We start from the raw sequence: 18,112 nt of genomic DNA, 5'->3' as shown, positions 1-18,112 counted from the left end.
ATGCAGCATCTATTCCTTTAAAAGGGATCGTGAATGCCTAGCCCCCGCAAACAACAAAGATAATCCTATCCCTTTCGAAAATCCGTGTTACAGGAGGCTCTTATTGGTTCACTTGATTCGTTTTCGCGTTGATTTTCAGCTACTTCTGGCTGGGTGTCACTCTCGGCTCTGCTGAACTTCAACCATTTGTTCCCATGCACCCTAAACAACGTCAACCCGATCCTAACTCCATCTTTTTTAACAAGATGCCTGTTTCCAAGGCCATCACTCTCACTGAGGAGCAGGTGGCTGTTCCTGAACCGCGCCCGGCTCGACGGGCGATTGTTTATTGTGAGGGGCATTTGGGTGAGGACGGTGGCAAGATCACTGATGGTCTGCTTCGGCACTCGGATCAATACACGGTGATCTCGGTGATTGATGATGAAAATGCCGGCAAAGACTCCGGCAAGGTTCTGAAGAATGAACCGAACAAAATTCCTGTTTTCCGGAATCTGGGAACGGCTCTGGCACAGGCGGGTCGGGTGCCTTACTACTTTGTTTTCGGATTTACACCAAAGGACGGAGAACTTTCAGAGGGTGACCGGCGTGTGATGCTGCGAGCTATGGGATACGGCATGAACATCGCCTGTGCCATGCACGAGGAACTGAATAAGGACCCTGAATTTATTGAAGCAGCGGCGCAGAAAGAGGTGACGATTCAGGCGGTTTGAGACTTGTTTTTTTTAACCGCGAATGAACGCGAATTGACGCGAATGGGTTGATGTTTGCGTTTATTGGCGATCCTTCGCGGTTCAATACAGAGCCCTTGCTTCAAGGCTTCTTCGTCAGTTTAAAATCAGTGTAATCAGTGGTGAGCTTCGGCAGCTTGGAAAGTCTGTTAGGGGAAGGTTTACTCGGGCCAGAGGTGGGTCGTCTCCGCACCGAAGGCAAAATGGCGATGCCCCAGATGATGCTGACGGCTACCCAGCAGATGGCGGCGTAAACGTGGTGGGAGTTTCTTACGCGTGGTAGGAAATCGGCCGAGACACGGGTGGCCATGCCTAGCAGGAGAAGGCCGACGCAGATGACCAAGGCCTTGTTCCAGCGGTTAAACTGATGCCCCTGGCCGCTGTGGCCGAAGATCACGCGGGTGGCAACGATCATGGTGATCAAGCCGAAGCCGCCGACGTAGAGGATGTGATCGAGCGCAATTTTCTGCTGCTGCACCACCGCCACGGCGACCAATGCCAGCAGCAAGCAGCCGATTCCCGCACGTAGAGAATGGCTCATGACACCCTTGCCGGATGTGATTTTCAGAACATCACACTCTTTCACCAGCCACACTGAAGCCAAAGCAAAGCGCACCCAGGCCATGGCTTGCTGCTGGCCTTTAATCTCGATCCAACAGCTGGCGATGATCAGCGCCCCGATGAGAGCTGCCTCCAAGGCTTTGTTTCGCCAATCTTTTCCAGTGAGCATGGCGCTCTTGTTCGGCGTGCCTAGAATCATTGGGAAGATAAACGTGCCCACCCCTAACAGCGGCAGGAGAATGAATGCCTGATACAGTAAGCGATAAGCAAAGGCGGTGACAAAGATGCTGCCATCAAAGGTGAACAACGCGCCCCAGAGCGAACCAAACATGCCACTGAGCAGCCCCATCGCAGCCAGAATGACACCCGGAGGAGGCAGCTTCTTGCGGTGGCCAACACGGATCGCCATACACAGCACGAGGCAGAACATCATTGCGGTGAACAACGCGTCGCCCAATCTGATTTCCCCTAACAAATGCGCGGTGCAGTAGGCTAGATGCAGCGCGAACATCACCAGAACCTGCCAACTTTTCAGCGGCGAAGTGGACAGCATTTTCGGCAATGCCGTGCCTAGAAACCCGACCGCAAAACCACCGACAAATCCCTCGATCATCAGTCGGGCATGAGCAAAGGACGGATAAAAACTCAGATGCCCGCTATAAAACATCGGCCACAATGCCACTCCAATTATCCCAGCCAAAAGCGCACTGGGGAAAAAGACGCGATACGGCTCCGATGCCAACCAGCGGTAGACTTCTTTCTTTTCCATCTCGATAAAAGCACCGTAAAACACCCATCCACCAAATAAAGAATAAAAAGTATTTATTAGAGATTTTCCGCCCTATTGATGGGAGCAAAATCTGCAAGGCGAATGGGCTGTGATGGGTAGCTGTTTTCAGCCTCAAACCATAGAGTGCACACGCTTCAACCAAGCACTTTATTATGTATAAGAATATACTCACCACAGCCCTTGGCGCTGCCGCATTGACATCAGGAGTTCTGGCTGGACCAGACGCCGTCACACTCACCCCACCAGCCACAGAGAGTGGCTTTGATCAGGTCCGTCGCCCGATCACCAACCCTACCCTCTTTGACCTGGCGATCCCCCGCACACAGGTGAGACCGATTTACATCCATCAAAGCATGCCTAACAGCATTAACAGCTCACTGGGCAAGCTAGCACTTGGTGGTGACTTCAGTGTCTACGCTCTACAGTTTGAATACGCGTTGAACGAGCGCTTTTCCATCGTGGCGATGAAGGATGGCTACATCGATTTTAATCCGGACAACACTCTGAGCAATGCTTCCGGATTTGCTGACATTGCAGCTGGAGTGAAATACGCTTTCATTCTGGATCCCGTGAAGCAACTCGCAGTTTCCGGATCGCTCACCGTCGAGTTTCCAACTGGCGATGATGATGTCTGGCAAGGCAATGGCGATGGAGCCGTAGGCCTGAATGTGGCGGCAGTGAAACTCAGTGGCAGCTGGCAGTTTGCCGGTGCCGTAGGGGTGCATCTTCCCTTCGATACCGATGCCGAGTCCACCACCGGATTTGCATCTGCCCACGTGGGTTACAACGTCACCGATCGACTCTACGCACTTGCTGAAATGAACTGGTATCACGTCATTTCCGATGGCAATGGTGAAAATCAATTCACCGATCACGTCGGCGGAGCAGTTCCTTCTGTCGTTGGTTTCGAAGGAGGAGATCTGGTCAACTTCGGTGCCAGCAACCCTGAAAGCAACATCGTCACCGCCGCCATCGGCCTGCGCTACAAACTTGCCGATAACGCCGACTTGGGGATCGCTTACGAAATCCCACTTACTGACGAAGAAGACGGCCTGATGGAAGACCGCATCACGGTGGACCTGGTCGTCACCTTCTAAAACGATTCATTCATCGTTCTCGAACTCATAGTGGCTGGAGGCTCTAACCGGAGCCTCCAGTTTTCGCCCAAGATGCAATGACAGTGACGACGGCTTGCAGCAGATCAACATTTGCAAATACCTGAGTTTCCTTCATTATCTTGGATAACGATGAAGCTGACCTACTACACAGATTACGCATTCAGGATCCTAATCTACATGCTCTTACATCCTGGCGAAACGGTGAGCACCCGCAAAATCGCCGAAGCCTATCGTATTTCTCCCAATCATCTCAATAAGGTCAGCCAAAAATTAGTGCAGCTGAATATGCTGGAGGCCAAGCGCGGCCGTGGCGGAGGCATCAAAATTACCAAGTCTGCCTTGGAATGGAGGCTGGGTGATCTCGTCAAAGAACTGGAGTCGGTCACGGAACTGGCCAATTGCTGTGGTAGATCCCAAGAAGCGCCCTGCGTCATCAGCCCCGCCTGTCATTTAAGAGGCCTGTTAGCCGAGGTGCAGGCAACTTTCTATCAGTCTCTCAACAAGTATCGAGTGGGCAATTTAATCGACAAGAAATCAGATGCCATGCGCACTCTGCTGACACAATAACAGGGTTGGTCGCGCCATCCTCATGACAACCACTCATTCAACCGTGAAGGAATGCATTCACTGCAACACTCCCTTGGAAAAAAGCCAGGAGGAGTCTGGGTTCTGTTGCACCGGCTGTGAATTTGTTTACGGCCTGATTCACGAGGAAGGATTGGAGAGCTTTTATGACCTGAAGCAGGAAGAACGACTCTCTCCTCTGAACGATCAACCGTTTCAGGAATATGATTTTTCCTGGCTAGGCGATGAGATCGAGCAGCGGGAGCAGGACGTTTCTGCCGGCGATCGGTGCGAGATCGAGCTTTCATTGCAAGGGATCTCCTGTGTCGGCTGTGTGTGGTTGGTCGAAAAGCTTTTCTTGCGCCAAGCAGGCAGCCTGAGCTGCGATATTTCACCTGCCACCGGTGCCATGCATGTGGCGTGGAAAGCGGCCGAGTTCGATATGCTCTCCTTCGCCCACGAGCTCCAAAAGTTTGGCTACATCATAGGACGTCCACGCGATGGCAAACGCCAGCATGACGAACTCAGAAAGCTGGGCAACAAGCTCGGCATCTGCGGCGCCTTTGCTCTCAATGCCATGGGATTTTCATTACCGCGCTATCTGGGGATGCCCGCGGACTTCATGTTTGCCGGTATTTTTGAACTCATCGCCATGCTCTCGGCGACCTTGGCGATGTTAGTCGGTGGATCATGGTTCATTCAACGTGCTGTGCAGAGCCTCCGAGCCGGAGTGCTGCACATGGACACCCCCATCGCGCTGGGTGTCAGTTTGGCCTTTCTCGGGTCGCTGGCAGGCTGGCTGTGGAAACATGAGGGGCTCTTGTATTTCGACTTTGTCGCAATCTTTATCTTCTTAATGTTAGGCGGGCGCTGGTTGCAAACTGCTGCAGTGGAGCGCAACCGGAATCGACTGCTCGAGCAGACACCCGTGCCCCGCTCACTGACCCGTGTGCCCGAGGGCGACGCGATCGACCTCGCCGATCTGCAGTCGGCCGACCGCTACGCGCTTCCAGCTGGGCAAACGACCCCTGTGGCCTCCATCCTCGCCGAGGGTGAAGCCGACTTCAGCCTGGAATGGATCAATGGAGAGCCGGAACCATGCCACCACCAGACCGGAACCCACGTGCCTGCGGGGGCGATCAAGTTGAGTCAGGCGAGCATCGTTCTCAGGGCGGAGGAAAACTGGACCGACTCCCTGCTGGCACAACTCCTGCGCGAGGGCGACAGCTCGGCGCAGTCGCCAGTGTTGGCAAAAATCCTCAAAGTCTACCTCTCGGTGGTCTTGGTGTTAGGCTTCGGCGGAGGTCTGGCGTGGCTCCTCACAGGTGCGGATCTTCCGACCGCCTTGCAGGTGACGATTTCCGTGTTTGTGATCTCCTGCCCCTGCGCGCTGGGTGTGGCACTTCCTTTGGCTGATGACATGGCATCCTCCGCGATGCGCACGCTCGGTGTGTTCATTCGCAAGCCAGCCTTTTGGAGTCGGATCCGCCGTATCCGATCGATCTTTTTCGATAAAACCGGCACCCTAACACAGGATCTCCCTGCGCTCTCCAATGTCTCGGATTTGAAAGAGCTGAATGAAACTTCATCCGGGATGCTCGCCTCCCTCTGTGCCAAATCCCGCCACCCGCTCTCGCGTTCGTTGCTGCGAAGCCTCGGACTGCGTGGGCAGAAACTGATCGATCCCAAGCTGGAAACCCACGAAGTCCCCGGACTGGGAACCTGGCTCATCGGGCCAGATGGTAATCGCTGGTCGCTTGGCAAATGCTCATGGAGCGGGATGGACGAAAGCCAAGTCTCCGCCCCCCACGCCGGCAGTGAACTGCGTTGCAATGGCTCACCAATAGCCACCTTCACCTTCGAAGAAAGTCTGCGCCCCGAAACCGCGGAAACATTGGCAGCACTCGGCACCAAGCAGATTTACATTCTCAGCGGGGATCAAAACCAGCGTGTCCAAACAATCTCGAAGGTTCTGGGCGTGCCTGAGCCACATGTCCACGCAGGCCTGAGCCCTGACGATAAAGCCCGCGTGGTTCGCGAGACCGATCCAGATCACTCGTTATTCTTGGGTGACGGCGCCAACGACTCGCTGGCCTTCGATGCGGCCGCCATGTCGGGTGCCGTAGCCGGAAGAGGTTTGTTAGAGGCTAAATCTGATTTTTACTTCCTCTCCTCAGGCTTGAAATTCCTTCCCAACATGTTCCAGCTGGCCGACCGCCATGCCTTGGCGGTCCGTGCGGTCTTCACGTTCAGCCTGATCTATAACCTTTGCGCCGTGGCACTCTGCCTGGCCGGGCATATGAATCCACTCTTAGCGGCGATCCTCATGCCGCTGAGCTCCATTGTCTCGCTCACACTCGTCGCGGGCTTTCTTGCCAAAAACAAGCGTTTCGCAAATCTCGACCCGACTAATGTTGCAATCGTTTCCTAGCTGACATAGGCTGCGCTGCAATGACGAACGACCGTGCCCATCACTTATCAGATGTCATCTATCGGCGACTGTTGGAAAGCCCTGCCTACAACGAGTATCAGCGGGCCTTCACCTCAGCCACCGGTCTACCACTGAGAATCGTCTCCGCCGACCCTAACAGCTGGTGCATTACCGACGAAGCAGCAAACCGCAGTTCCTTCTGTGAGCTGCTGAATACCTGTGAGACGGCCTGCCAGGCCTGCCTTAAGGTCAACCGAGACTTGATGATCCGTGCCGCCGTGGAAGGCCCCCTTTCCTGTCATTGTTTCTCGGGCATGAGCGCCACCGCCGTGCCGATCTACGCAGGCACGCTGGTGGTGGGATATTTGAAAACAGGCCAAGTTTTCGAGAAAACACCCACCGAGGAAGACTTCCAAAAGACCTTGGACTCACTTAGCCTCTCGCACTTCACAGAAAAGCAGCTGCAGCAACTTCGTGACACCTACTTTGCCACCCAAACCGTGTCCCCCGAACGCTACCAAAGCATGGTTACTTTGTTAGAACACTTCGGCCGACAGCTATCGGAGAAATCGGAAAAACTGGTCATCGCATCGGCCGATCAAGAACCGGAAGGTATTCGCAAGGCCAAGGAGTTCATTCACCGGCAATTGAACGAAACGATCACGCTGGCCCAAGCAGCTAGCGCGGCGGGCATGAGTGAATCCCATTTTTGCCGACAATTCAAATTGTCCACAGCCATGACCCTCACCGAATACGTCAACTACGCACGTGTTCTCTGGGCCAAGCGCGAACTGAACAAACCGGATGCCCGCATCTCGGAGATCGCTTTCATGGTCGGTTTCCAATCCCTGTCGCAGTTCAATCGCAGTTTCGCCAAATTCCACGGTGGCTCTCCCAGCCATTATCGTGAGGAAGTTCAGGATCTGAATAAAAAAGCCAGCTAACTTGGATGAGCTAACTGGATGGTAAGCCAAGGCGTGCGTCCACAGCTTCGCCAGATCGACTAAACGGGCGTCTCCTGATTTCGCCAGCAGTAGCCACAAAAAAAAGCTTTCACGAGCGCTGGTAAAAGCACTCGGAAAGCTTTGAAATTCAATTCGGAAAAAAGTAGCGAATTACTTCTTCTCGAGTTCGCCGAGCTTGGCGCGGGTCACTGGCTCTTTTTCGTCCTTCCACTGAGCGCGGAATTTTGCGGCATCTTCAGGAGTGACGGCTTCGGCACTGTTGCCGAATGATTGACGCACGTAAGTCAGCACGTCGGCCAGCTTTTTGTCGTCGGCATACACACCCTCGAGAGGAGCCATGGCGCCGATGTAATCAGTTCCTTCTTTCTTGATGCCTTTCAGCACCACCAGGGCGAGCACGGCTGGGTCACCGGTGACGATTTTCGAACCGGCCAGTGAAGGGGCCATTTTTTTGTCGCCGATAGGAAGACCTTTACCGTCTGCGCTGTGGCAGGCGGAGCATGTCATGTAAGCAGCTTTGCCGTCGGCATTTTCCTCAGCGGTGGCAGACGCGATCCCCAAACCGGCGATCAGTGATGTGATAATAAGATTTTTCATAGTGATGAATGTGTTCTGGTGAGTCGTCGATCTCAACCACATGGCCGAAATCTAACTTCACAAAACATGTCATATTCCGACTAAAATGCCAGTGGATTTAGCCAATTTCCTGAGATTCTGTCATATTGCTCTCGCCAGAGTAAATCCAGCGTTGATGATCGGTGTAATTTCCGCTTAGTTCCTGCCAGATCACATGCCTGTCTCAGATTACATCGTCACCATCGGCCTCGAAGTTCACTGCCAAATCAAATCGAACAGTAAAATGTTCTGTTCCTGCGCGACCAGCTTTGGCGAGGAACCAAACAGCAATGTCTGCCCGGTCTGCCTCGGCCTGCCCGGTGCCCTGCCCGTTCTCAACAAACATGCCATTGAGCAAACCATCCTCGCCGGCATGATGATCAACTGCACCACCCCGGAGATTTCCAAGTGGGACCGGAAGAATTACTTCTACCCGGACATGCCGAAAAATTTCCAGCTGACCCAGTTCGATCTCCCCCTCTGTATCGGCGGAGGCGTGCCGCTCTACGATCTCGCCTACCCCAAGGAGGTGCAGAAAAACATCCCCAACCCTGGAAAAACGGTGAAATTGACCCGCATTCACCTCGAGGAGGATGTCGCCAAATCTACCCACCACGCCAAGAATTCGACCATCGATTTCAACCGCGCCGGCACCCCACTGATGGAGATCGTCTCCGACCCTGACATCGACACCCCCGAGGAGGCCTACGCCTATCTCAAGTCGCTTCAGCAAATCCTCATCTACGGCGGCATTTCCGATGCCGACATGGAAAAAGGCCAGATGCGCTGCGACGTCAACGTCTCGCTGCGACCACACGGTCAGGAAGAGCTCGGCGAAAAGGTTGAGTTGAAAAACCTCAACTCGATCTCCGCCGTTCGCGCCTCGCTGCATCACGAAATCGTCCGCCAGGCGGAGGAACTCGATGCCGGCATCGCCCAAATCCAATCGACCCGCCGCTGGGACGCCGATCTGGGCGAAACCCAGATGATGCGCACCAAGGAAGACGCCCACGACTACCGCTACTTCCCTGAGCCCGACCTGCTCCCGATCCGCACCGCCGACCTCGTCGCCAAGATGCGCCCGCTGGTGCCCGAGCTGCCACATGAAAAGCGCGATCGTTTTGAAAGCGAATACGGCATCAATGCCTACGACGCCGGAGTGCTCACCAGCGACCAGAACTTGGCGAACTACTTTGAAGAAGCCGCCAGCGACCCGAAACTCGGCAAGAAAGTCGCCAACTGGATCACCAACAGCGTGCTCGCCAAGCTCAACGAAGACAACTCCAGCATCACCGACTGTCCCCTGCCCGCCGGCCACATTCTGGAACTCGTGCAGCTCGTCGAAGCGGGCACCATTTCCAACAACCAGGCCCGCGAAGTGTTCGCCGCCCTGTGGGAAAAACCTGATGCCAAACCGGCTGAAACCGCCAAGGCCATGGGCTTTGAACCGGCTGACACCGGAGCCATCGAAGGGATCATCGATGAAGTCATCGCCGCCAACCCAGACAAGGTCGCCGAGATTCAGGGGGGCAACGAGAAGCTGCTCAATTTCCTAACCGGACAAGTGATGAAAGCCTCCAAAGGCAAGGCCAACCCCAAGATGGTGACCGATACCATCAAATCCAAAATCCTCTAATACAACTCACTGGGTCTTCCGGACCGCACTTTCCAACCTCCCCGCTATCCTAACTTCAGCGAGGATGACTGCGCCGAGTTTCATCACAGCAGCGAGAGGCCAACGAGGATGCTCCCATTCGAGAAACTGGTAAAAGCCGAACTTCCATAGCAACTTTTAGCGTCCAACCGAGTTGAACGCCCTGCGGCCCGGAGCGAGGCCTAACTCACGATACTGTCGATACCCACTCATCACTCTCCAACAGCTTCTCACGCCATGTTCAAAATCCTCATCATCACCTTCCTCGGTTTCATTCCATTCCTCCAGGCCGGAGTGTATGGTAGCCTCGAGTTTGGCGACAGCCGGGAGACGGTGACGAAAAAACTCCAGTCCAGTGAACTCGTGGAGCAGAAGCTCGACAGCACCTTTTTTGGCAGGACCGGATTAAACGGCGTGTTCAAGTGCAAGGCTCAGCTTGCCGGACTAAGCTATCACCTCTACTTCGGCTGGGACGACAATGGAGGGTTGAACGAGGTCACCCTGCGCTCGGCGGAGGTGCCGATGTCCGAGTATGGCAGTTCCATCAAGAATGCCTGGTCCGAGGCCGACACGCTGTTCACTCGCGTCTACAATGCGCCAGCTCAGAATGCAGGCTATCCGAGCCAGTCAGACTTTAAAAATAGCGACATCCTCATTTCCCACATCTGGCACAAGGGCTCAGGAGAATCCATCCTCATGGGGCCCGGCATCAGCAAGGGGAAATGCTTCCTCGCCATCCGCTTTGTCAATCGGCGCATCCAGCCGGTGCGGACGCCTTAGGGCCGCTGCTGGGTGGAGAACCGAAACTATTCCGTCCGGCGGTGGTTTGATTTCCTATGAAATCCCTGCTCGCCCTCCTCGCTCTCTCAACCTGCCTCATCGCCAAGGAAGAAAAACCTTACCAGCCGACTGCGGCAGACAGCCAGATCGTCACTCGGCTGACCTCCTTTTCCTACAACGGCCGTGAGGTGCCGCTGAAAATTTACCTTCCCCCGACCCAGCAGCCCGCCCCGCTGATCCTACTCAGCCACGGCCTTGGCGGTTCGCGTGAGATTGGCACCTATCTGGGTGTTCGCTGGGCGAGTGCCGGCTATGTGGTGGTCGCCATGCAACACATCGGCAGTGATGAAAGCATCTGGAAAGACACCCCCGCCCTGCAGCGCAAGCGTGCTCTGAAGCAAGCCGCCAGCTTTTCCACCTTTGTTGACCGCATGAAGGACGTGCCGGCCACGCTTGATCAACTGGAAAAATGGAATGTATCAAAGGGTCATGTGTTAGAGAAGCGAATGGACATGGAGCACATTGGTATCGCCGGTCATTCCTACGGCGCGGTAACCACTCAGGCTCTGGTGGGTCAGCACTTTGGCCGCTTGGGACCACGCTACAGAGACGAAAGAATCGATGCCGGCTTCGCCATGAGCCCCAGCGTTCCGCGTAAGGGGGATGCCGCCCGGGCCTACGGCCAAGTCTCCGTGCCCATGCTCCTGATGACCGGCACCAAAGACGGAAACCCGATGAACAACGAGCCCCCGGAGTCGCGTCGCGGTGTCTTTGTGGCCTTGCCCAAGTCCGAACCATCGGTCGCCACCAAACATTACGAACTGGTGCTCAAGGACGCCGAACACGCCGCCTTTTCCGATCACCGAACAGGTAAAGCAGCGAACAAAAACCCCAACCACCACCGCGTCATCCAACTCATCAGCACCGCCTTCTGGGACAGTGCCCTCAAGCAGAACCACCAGGCCAGCGCATGGCTCAACGGCAGACAGCCAAAGAAGCTTCTGGAACCGGGCGACCTCTGGCAGAAAAAGTAATCGCATGTGGGATCGAATTCGCGGCCCCGACCGAAAAAGCGATCAAATTTGATCCCTCTGCTCAAAAGAAATCGCGTGCAATTTTGCGCTTTCGCCGCTTGAAAGGGCGGCGTGAAAGCACTTGTCAAATCGAAGGCCGAAGAAGGCCTGTGGCTGGAGGACGTTCCGGAACCAGAAGTGGGACCGGCTGACGTTCTGATCAAAATCAACAAAACCTCCATCTGCGGCACCGATGTGCACATTTGGAAATGGGACAAGTGGGCACAAAAAACCATCCCCGTGGGCATGACCGTGGGCCATGAATACAGTGGCACCATCGCCGCAGTTGGCTCCGGGGTGACCGATTTCAAAGTCGGCGAGCGCGTTTCCGGTGAAGGCCACATCGTCTGCGGCCACTGCCGGAACTGCCTGGCAGGTCGACGCCACCTGTGCCCGAACACCCAGGGCGTGGGAGTCAACCGCACCGGCGCCTTTGCCGAATACCTTTCCATCCCCGCACGCAATGCCTACAAGGTGGATGCCTCCATCCCGGAAGACATCATCTCCACCTTCGATCCCCTCGGCAATGCCGTGCACACCGCCCTCTCCTGGGACATGGTGGCCGAAGACGTGCTGATCACCGGTGCCGGCCCGATCGGCTGCATGGCCGCCGCCGTGGCAAAGTTCGCCGGTGCCCGTCACGTGGTGGTGACCGATGTGAACCCCTACCGCCTCGATTTGGCCAAAACTCTCGGTGCCACCCGCGTGGTGGACGTTTCCAAGGAGTCCCTCGATGAGGTCAAAAAGGAGCTCGGCATGAACGAGGGCTTCGACGTCTGTCTGGAAATGTCCGGTCACCCAAGTGGGCTCAACGACATTCTAACGCACTCCTCGAACGGTGCAAAAGTTTCCCTCTTGGGCATCTTCCCGGAGAACGTCGCCATCGACTGGGACAAGGTCATTTTCAAAGGTCTCGTGCTCAAGGGAATCTACGGCCGTGAGATGTTTGAGACCTGGTATAAGATGACATCAATGATCCGCGCCGGACTTGATATTTCCCCGGTGATCACTCACAAGTATCACTACACCGAGTTTGCCAAAGGTTTCGAAACCATGCTCTCCGGACAGTCGGGCAAAGTTGTGCTCGATTGGGACTAATCACGATACATTATGATGCTACCTGCGACTGCCAAAGCCGCCCAAAGCCTGGGGGTTCCCGACCAAATCGAACGCCACATCTTCCTCTGCGCCGATCAGACCAAGGACAAATGCTGTAACAAAGGCGACAGCATCGTCGCTTGGAACTACCTGAAAAAGCGCCTCAACGAGCTCGATATCCAACCTGCCGGCAAGGTCTTCCGCAGCAAGGCAAACTGCCTGCGAGTCTGCACCCAGGGACCGATCGCCGTGGTTTATCCGGAAGGTGTCTGGTATCACTCCTGCACCCCTTACGTGTTAGAGCGAATCATCGACGAGCATCTCATCGGCGGCAAGCCGGTGGAGGAGTTTCAAATCAAAGGCGCGTAAGCCCAAGCTTACGGCATACCCAACACCTGCCTACTCCAGCCTATTCAAAATAAAGGCCGCATCCTCACCGGATGCGGCCTTTTGCGTGAACCACTTCCGCGTTGCCAGAGTATCCGGAGCATGCCTCCGATGTCCAATTCATCATCCCCTGATCTCGAATCCCTGATATCTGGCGGCTCTAGGCGCAGAGGGCATTGTAAAACCACGATCATAGATCCCTTTGCCAATCATAGCCGCGCCTGTTTGATGAAATGGCATCAGCCGAATATGAAAAACCGGTGATTTGCAATCTCCGCACTCAGAAGGTGTCCGAACTCATCAGAGACCTTGAGGTGAGGAATATTTCAAACCCGGGCAAAAAAAGGCCGCACCTTGTTAGGATGCGGCCTTTTGGGATGATTGGTATTTCCTGACTACTTCGGCAGAGGGAAGTCGCGGTTGAAGGTGTAGACCTTCTCGCGCAGTTCGTGCAGTTTCTCGTCGTTATCGTGGTTCTGCAGCGCCTCGTGGATGAAATCGGCCACCTGCTCGACATCGGCTTCCTTCATGCCACGGGTGGTGACAGCAGGCGTTCCGATGCGGATGCCGCTGGGCTTGAATGGGCCTGCGGTATCGAACGGGATGGAGTTCTTGTTCACGGTGATACCGCTCTCGTCCAGCGCGTGCTGGGCCATGGAACCATCGAGTCCCGCCGGGCGGAGATCGACCAGCATCAGGTGGTTATCAGTGCCACCGGAAACGATGCGGTATCCGTGCTCAGACAGGCGTGCGGCCATGGCCTGGGCATTTTTCACCACTTGCTCGGAGTAGGCCTTGAAGTTGGTATTCAGGATCTCACCGAAACAGGCAGCCTTGGCAGCGATGACATGCATCAGCGGTCCACCCTGAATGCCAGGGAAGACGGTGCCGTCGATTTTTTTCGCATACTCTTCTTTGCACAGGATGATTCCGCCACGTGGTCCGCGCAGGGACTTGTGGGTGGTCGATGTAACAAAGTCCGCGTGAGGCACGGGGTTCGGGTGCACGCCGGCGGCGACGAGTCCGGCGATGTGCGCCATATCGACAAACAGGTAGGCTCCCACCTTCTTGGCAATCTCGCCCATACGCTTGAAATCAATCTCGCGAGGATAGGCGCTGGCACCGGTGGTGATCAGCTTCGGCTTGACCTCTTCGGCGACTTTTTCCAGAGCATCGTAATCAATGCGCTCGTCCTCCTCGCTGACACCGTAGTGGGTGACCTCGTAGAATTTGCCGGAGAAATTAGCCTTGTGGCCGTGGGTCAGGTGACCGCCGTGGGCAAGGTCCATGGTAAGGATCTTGTCACCAGGCTTGAGCACGGAGAAGTAAACAGCGGTGTTCGCCTGGGAACCGGAGTGCGGCTGCACGTTGGCGTGTTCGGCACCGAAGATTTCCTTCACCCGATCGATGGCCAATTGCTCGGCCACGTCGACATACTCACAACCACCATACCAGCGGCGGCCGGGGTAACCTTCAGCATACTTGTTGGTCAGCAAACTCCCCTGCGCTTCCATCACGGACTCGCTGGTGAAGTTTTCAGACGCAATCAGCTCGATGTTCTGGTTCTGACGTTTTTCCTCCTTCTCGATCGCGGCATAGAGTTCCGGGTCGGTCACCGCAAGGCGACTGCCGGAGGCTTTAATCAGGCGGCGCTCGTGACGACCACCGGCAAACTCAGTCGCGATAAACGCGTCCACCATGGCTAGGGCCACATCCGTTTCCAGATGCCCGGCACCGAGGCAGAGCACGTTGGCATCGTTATGCTCACGTGTTGTCTGAGTTTCCTCGACAGTGCGCACATTGGCAGCGCGAACGCCCTTGAAGCGGTTCGCAGCCAGGCACATGCCGATGCCAGATTTGCAAATCAGAATCCCCTGGTCAAAACGACCGGAGGCCACGCCGCGAGCGACGTCATTGGCATAGTCGGCGTAATCGACAGATTCCTCTTTGTCCGTGCCGAAGTCCTTGACGCTGTGACCAGCGGACTGCAGGTGAGTGACAATGGCGTGTTTGAGATCCACGCCACCGTGGTCGGCTCCTAAGGCAATGTTCATCTTGGTAGTATTCAGTTAGAAGTATTCAGTATTCAGAAAATCGGCTTAGCCGAGTTCCTTGACGGCGGCTACGACGTGGTCGGCGGTCATGCCGAGCTCTTTCATCACAGTGCCGCCGGGAGCGGAGATGCCGAAGCGGTCGATGCCGAGAGCCTTGCCCTCGCAGCCGACGTATTTCCACCAGAGACCGGTGACACCGGCTTCGATGGAGACGCGTTTCTTGCAGGAAGCAGGAAGCACGCTTTCTTTGTATTCGTCGCTCTGACGATCGAAGCGCTCAAGGCAGGGCATGGAGACCACGCGGACGCCGTCGCCAAGTTCCTTGGCGGCATTCATGGCGTGTTCCACCTCAGAGCCAGTGGCCATGATAATGGTGGTGAGCTCACCGCTTTCCTTCTTCAGCACATAACCACCGAAGTAGGCACCCTCGCGACGAACGGTCACTGGGGTTTCGCTGTAGTTTGGCACGTTCTGACGTGTCAGGAAGAGAGCGGACGGTCCGTCAGTGCGGTGCATGGAAGCTGCCCAGGCGCCGACCGTTTCCTCGGCATCCGCAGGGCGGAAGACATCGAGACCAGCAATCACGCGAAGGCCGCTGACGGTTTCCACCGGCTGGTGGGTAGGTCCATCTTCGCCCACACCCACGGAGTCGTGAGTCAGGATATACGTCACAGGCAGGTGAGACAGTGCCGCAATACGGATCGATGGGCGCAGGTAATCAGCGAACACCGCGAAGGTGGCGCAGCTGGCGCGGAACAGACCGTCGTAGGCGATGCCGTTGGAAATCGCTCCCATGGCGTGCTCGCGGATACCATACCAGATGTTGCGTCCGGCGTAGTTGTTCTGGTTGAAGTCGCCACCGTCCTTGATGTAGTTCTTGGTCGATCCGTAAAGGTCGGCCGAACCGGTGACCAGGGATGGCATGGCCTTGGCCACGTGCTGGATGACTTCGCCACCAGAGGCGCGGGTAGCACCTTTATAATCGGCATCGAACTCAGGGATCTGGTCTAGCAGGTCGCTAGGCACGGCGTTGGCGATGTTAGCAGACAGCTCTTCGGCCAGCTCGCTGTTAGCCTGGCTCCAGGCTTCGTAAGTTTCGTTCCACGCGTTGAACTCAGCGATGAGTTGCTCCTTGCGCTCGGCGAAGAAGGATTTGGTGGCATCGGAGATGTAGAAGGTTTCTTCGGGAAGACCCAGTCCCTTGCGGGCGGACTCGGCGTGGTTGGCACCACCTTCACCGTGACCGGCGGAGGTGCCGGAAACTTCAGGGATGCCCTTGGCGATGACCGTTTTGGCGATGATGACTGTGGGGCGACCGTTGTCGTTTTTCTTCGCTTGGTCGACCGCTTCAGCGACCGCAGTGAGATCGTGGCCGTCGATGGTAGCGACATCCCAGCACTGGGATTTGAAATACTGCTCGGCATCTTCGCCCTGGCTGATTTCCGCCATGGCGTCGAGGGTGACGTCATTGCTGTCGTAGATCAGGATGAGGTTGTCGAGGTGGTTGTGCCCAGCGAAGGCGATGGCCTCCTTGGCAACGCCCTCCTGCAGACAGCCGTCGCCCAACAGAGCCACAATGTGGTTGTCGAAGATGGTGTGCTCGGCGGTGTTGAACTTGGCCGCAGCGTGTTTTCCGCTGAGTGCGTAACCAACGGCATTGGCAACCCCCTGGCCGAGTGGGCCGGTGGTGGCTTCCACGCCGGGAGTCATGAAGTTTTCCGGGTGACCGGGAGTGCTGCTGCCGAGTTGGCGGAAGTTTTTCAGCTCTTCAAGTGGCAGATCATAACCGGAAAGGTGCAACCAGCTGTAGAGGAACATGGAGCCGTGTCCTGCGGAGAGGATGAAACGGTCGCGGTTGAGCCATTTGGGGGCGTCGGGGTTGAAGTTGAGGCTATTGCCAAAAAGAACAGCACCGATCTCTGCGCAGCCCAGTGGCAGGCCAAGGTGACCGGATGAGCATGCGTGAACGGCGTCGATGGCGAGACCTCTGGCCTCGTTGGCGGATTGTGCGAGAATTTCCTGATTCATGTCGCGCGCAGAATCCACATCAGAGGCGCTGGCGGCAAGCCTGAAACTTGTCAACTCACGGCTTGACGCGATTTTCACGTCATTTTGACGATAAATACAAAATTTCGCGTTGATTCCTGTGATTTTAAAGGTAAACAGGCCGCCCGCCGACCTTGGCTCATCAGACCATGTCCCAGAAACTAAAAATAGCACTCCCCAAAGGTTCCCTGCAAGATCCAACGATCAAACTGCTGGAGCAGGCGGGATTCAATGTCTATTTATCCTCCCGCGGCCTGCGCCCCGATTCGGATGACGGGGATCTGGATATCTATCTGATTCGCGCTCAGGAAATCGGCCGCTACCTCGCCCAAGGGTTCATCGACTGCGGCATCACCGGTCTCGACTGGGCCACCGCGCATGACGAAGCTCTGGTTGATCTGGCCGAACTCCCCTATTCCCGCGCCACCGTCCGCCCCACCAAGTGGGTGCTGGTTGTCCCTGAGGACTCCCCCATCCAGAGCGTGAAGGACCTGGAAGGCAAGCGCATCGCCACCGAAGGGGTGGAGATCACCGAGAACTACTTGAAAAAGCACGGCGTCACCGCCGATGTGGAATATTCATGGGGTGCCACCGAGGTGAAAGTGCCCGATCTGGTCGACGCCATCGTGGATGTCACCGAAACCGGTAACTCGATCCGCGCCAACAACCTGCGCATCGTCGACACCCTGCTGACCTCCTTCCCGCACTTCTACGGCTCCAAGGAAGCGTATGAAGACGACTGGAAACGCCAGAAGATGGATCGCATAGTGCTGATGCTGAAAGCAGCCCTCGAAGCACGCGGTAAAGTGGGCCTGAAGATGAACTTGCCAGAAAAGTCCTTGCAAGCCGTCCTAGATACACTACCTTCTCTCCGCCGTCCAACGGTTTCTCACCTCGCAGTCACTGAGGGTGAAGAAAATTGGGTGGCCATTGAAACCATTATTCGTGACGATGTAGCCCGAGAGCTCATCCCCGATCTCAGAAACTTGGGAGCCGAAGGCATCATTGAGTATCCACTCTCAAAAATCGTCCTTTAATTCCCCCCCCTCTCTCGGAACCAACCACTTTCCTGCCTACTCTCCAGCCGTAACAAGCTGATCAACCCAACCTAGAATACTAAATACCATGGGATGTCTTAAAAAACGTCGTAAGACGAAAATTAGCAAACATAAGCGTAAAAAGCGTATGAAGGCTAATCGCCACAAGAAGCGTCTTCGTTACAAGTCCTAGTTTCTAGGATCTGTAGTG

Annotated in this window: 16 protein-coding genes; 12 read left to right on the top strand and 4 right to left on the bottom strand. The window is 55.7% G+C overall.

Annotated features, from left to right (window positions below):
• The first annotated feature begins 194 nt into the window (after nucleotides 1-194).
• The gene (locus tag JO972_RS05390) at nucleotides 195-710 is read left to right on the top strand and encodes a DUF1611 domain-containing protein (protein ID WP_309488985.1); all 516 of its coding nucleotides are present in this window, start codon (nucleotides 195-197) and stop codon (nucleotides 708-710) included.
• Between the two features lie 100 nt (nucleotides 711-810).
• Here the strand turns inward: JO972_RS05390 and JO972_RS05385 are convergent, their stop codons facing one another.
• Nucleotides 811-2,058 carry an NnrS family protein gene (locus JO972_RS05385; protein WP_309488984.1) on the bottom strand — a complete coding sequence of 416 codons (1,248 nt, stop codon included), beginning with the start codon at nucleotides 2,056-2,058 and terminating at the stop codon, nucleotides 811-813.
• A gap of 173 nt (nucleotides 2,059-2,231) precedes the next feature.
• Between JO972_RS05385 and JO972_RS05380 the strand changes: the two genes are divergently transcribed.
• The 4 genes from JO972_RS05380 to JO972_RS05365 all read left to right on the top strand — a co-directional run bounded on the left by JO972_RS05380 (nucleotide 2,232) and on the right by JO972_RS05365 (nucleotide 7,136).
• Nucleotides 2,232-3,176: a transporter gene (locus JO972_RS05380; protein WP_309488983.1), complete on the top strand. Its 945-nt coding sequence runs from the start codon at nucleotides 2,232-2,234 to the stop codon at nucleotides 3,174-3,176.
• A gap of 150 nt (nucleotides 3,177-3,326) precedes the next feature.
• Entirely contained in the window at nucleotides 3,327-3,764 is a 438-nt protein-coding gene (locus tag JO972_RS05375; RefSeq protein ID WP_309488982.1) for an RrF2 family transcriptional regulator, read from the top strand.
• 22 nt (nucleotides 3,765-3,786) lie between these two features.
• On the top strand, nucleotides 3,787-6,192 hold the full coding sequence (locus JO972_RS05370) for a heavy metal translocating P-type ATPase (RefSeq protein WP_309488981.1): 2,406 nt from the start codon (nucleotides 3,787-3,789) through the stop codon (nucleotides 6,190-6,192).
• Nucleotides 6,193-6,212: 20 nt separating this feature from the next.
• The gene (locus tag JO972_RS05365; protein ID WP_309488980.1) at nucleotides 6,213-7,136 is read left to right on the top strand and encodes a PocR ligand-binding domain-containing protein; all 924 of its coding nucleotides are present in this window, start codon (nucleotides 6,213-6,215) and stop codon (nucleotides 7,134-7,136) included.
• Between the two features lie 171 nt (nucleotides 7,137-7,307).
• Here the strand turns inward: JO972_RS05365 and JO972_RS05360 are convergent, their stop codons facing one another.
• A complete protein-coding gene (locus JO972_RS05360; RefSeq protein WP_309488979.1) occupies nucleotides 7,308-7,754 on the bottom strand; it encodes a c-type cytochrome in 447 nt (148 codons plus the stop codon).
• A gap of 193 nt (nucleotides 7,755-7,947) precedes the next feature.
• Between JO972_RS05360 and gatB the strand changes: the two genes are divergently transcribed.
• From gatB to JO972_RS05335, 5 genes are all read left to right on the top strand, one after another.
• On the top strand, nucleotides 7,948-9,408 hold the full coding sequence (gene gatB / locus JO972_RS05355; RefSeq protein WP_309488978.1) for an Asp-tRNA(Asn)/Glu-tRNA(Gln) amidotransferase subunit GatB: 1,461 nt from the start codon (nucleotides 7,948-7,950) through the stop codon (nucleotides 9,406-9,408).
• Between the two features lie 255 nt (nucleotides 9,409-9,663).
• Nucleotides 9,664-10,206: a hypothetical protein gene (locus JO972_RS05350; protein WP_309488977.1), complete on the top strand. Its 543-nt coding sequence runs from the start codon at nucleotides 9,664-9,666 to the stop codon at nucleotides 10,204-10,206.
• Between the two features lie 56 nt (nucleotides 10,207-10,262).
• A complete protein-coding gene (locus tag JO972_RS05345; RefSeq protein ID WP_309488976.1) occupies nucleotides 10,263-11,240 on the top strand; it encodes an alpha/beta hydrolase family protein in 978 nt (325 codons plus the stop codon).
• Between the two features lie 111 nt (nucleotides 11,241-11,351).
• Nucleotides 11,352-12,377, top strand: coding sequence for an L-threonine 3-dehydrogenase (tdh, locus tag JO972_RS05340; RefSeq protein ID WP_309488975.1), 1,026 nt, complete (start codon nucleotides 11,352-11,354; stop codon nucleotides 12,375-12,377).
• A gap of 12 nt (nucleotides 12,378-12,389) precedes the next feature.
• The gene (locus JO972_RS05335; RefSeq protein WP_309488974.1) at nucleotides 12,390-12,746 is read left to right on the top strand and encodes a (2Fe-2S) ferredoxin domain-containing protein; all 357 of its coding nucleotides are present in this window, start codon (nucleotides 12,390-12,392) and stop codon (nucleotides 12,744-12,746) included.
• A gap of 413 nt (nucleotides 12,747-13,159) precedes the next feature.
• Here the strand turns inward: JO972_RS05335 and rpiB are convergent, their stop codons facing one another.
• Together rpiB and tkt are read right to left on the bottom strand one after the other, a co-directional pair.
• A complete protein-coding gene (rpiB, locus tag JO972_RS05330; RefSeq protein WP_309488973.1) occupies nucleotides 13,160-14,818 on the bottom strand; it encodes a ribose 5-phosphate isomerase B in 1,659 nt (552 codons plus the stop codon).
• Between the two features lie 45 nt (nucleotides 14,819-14,863).
• Entirely contained in the window at nucleotides 14,864-16,864 is a 2,001-nt protein-coding gene (tkt, locus tag JO972_RS05325; RefSeq protein ID WP_309489321.1) for a transketolase, read from the bottom strand.
• A 149-nt stretch (nucleotides 16,865-17,013) separates the two neighbouring features.
• Between tkt and hisG the strand changes: the two genes are divergently transcribed.
• The gene (gene hisG, locus JO972_RS05320; protein ID WP_309488972.1) at nucleotides 17,014-17,901 is read left to right on the top strand and encodes an ATP phosphoribosyltransferase; all 888 of its coding nucleotides are present in this window, start codon (nucleotides 17,014-17,016) and stop codon (nucleotides 17,899-17,901) included.
• Between the two features lie 88 nt (nucleotides 17,902-17,989).
• A complete protein-coding gene (locus JO972_RS16790) occupies nucleotides 17,990-18,094 on the top strand; it encodes an AURKAIP1/COX24 domain-containing protein (RefSeq protein WP_343221542.1) in 105 nt (34 codons plus the stop codon).
• Nucleotides 18,095-18,112: the final 18 nt, after the last annotated feature.

Origin of the sequence: Oceaniferula flava (genome assembly GCF_016811075.1) — a bacterium.
Taxonomy (GTDB): Bacteria; Verrucomicrobiota; Verrucomicrobiia; order Verrucomicrobiales; family Akkermansiaceae; genus Oceaniferula; species Oceaniferula flava.
This window is presented reverse-complemented; position numbering and strand designations above follow the sequence as displayed.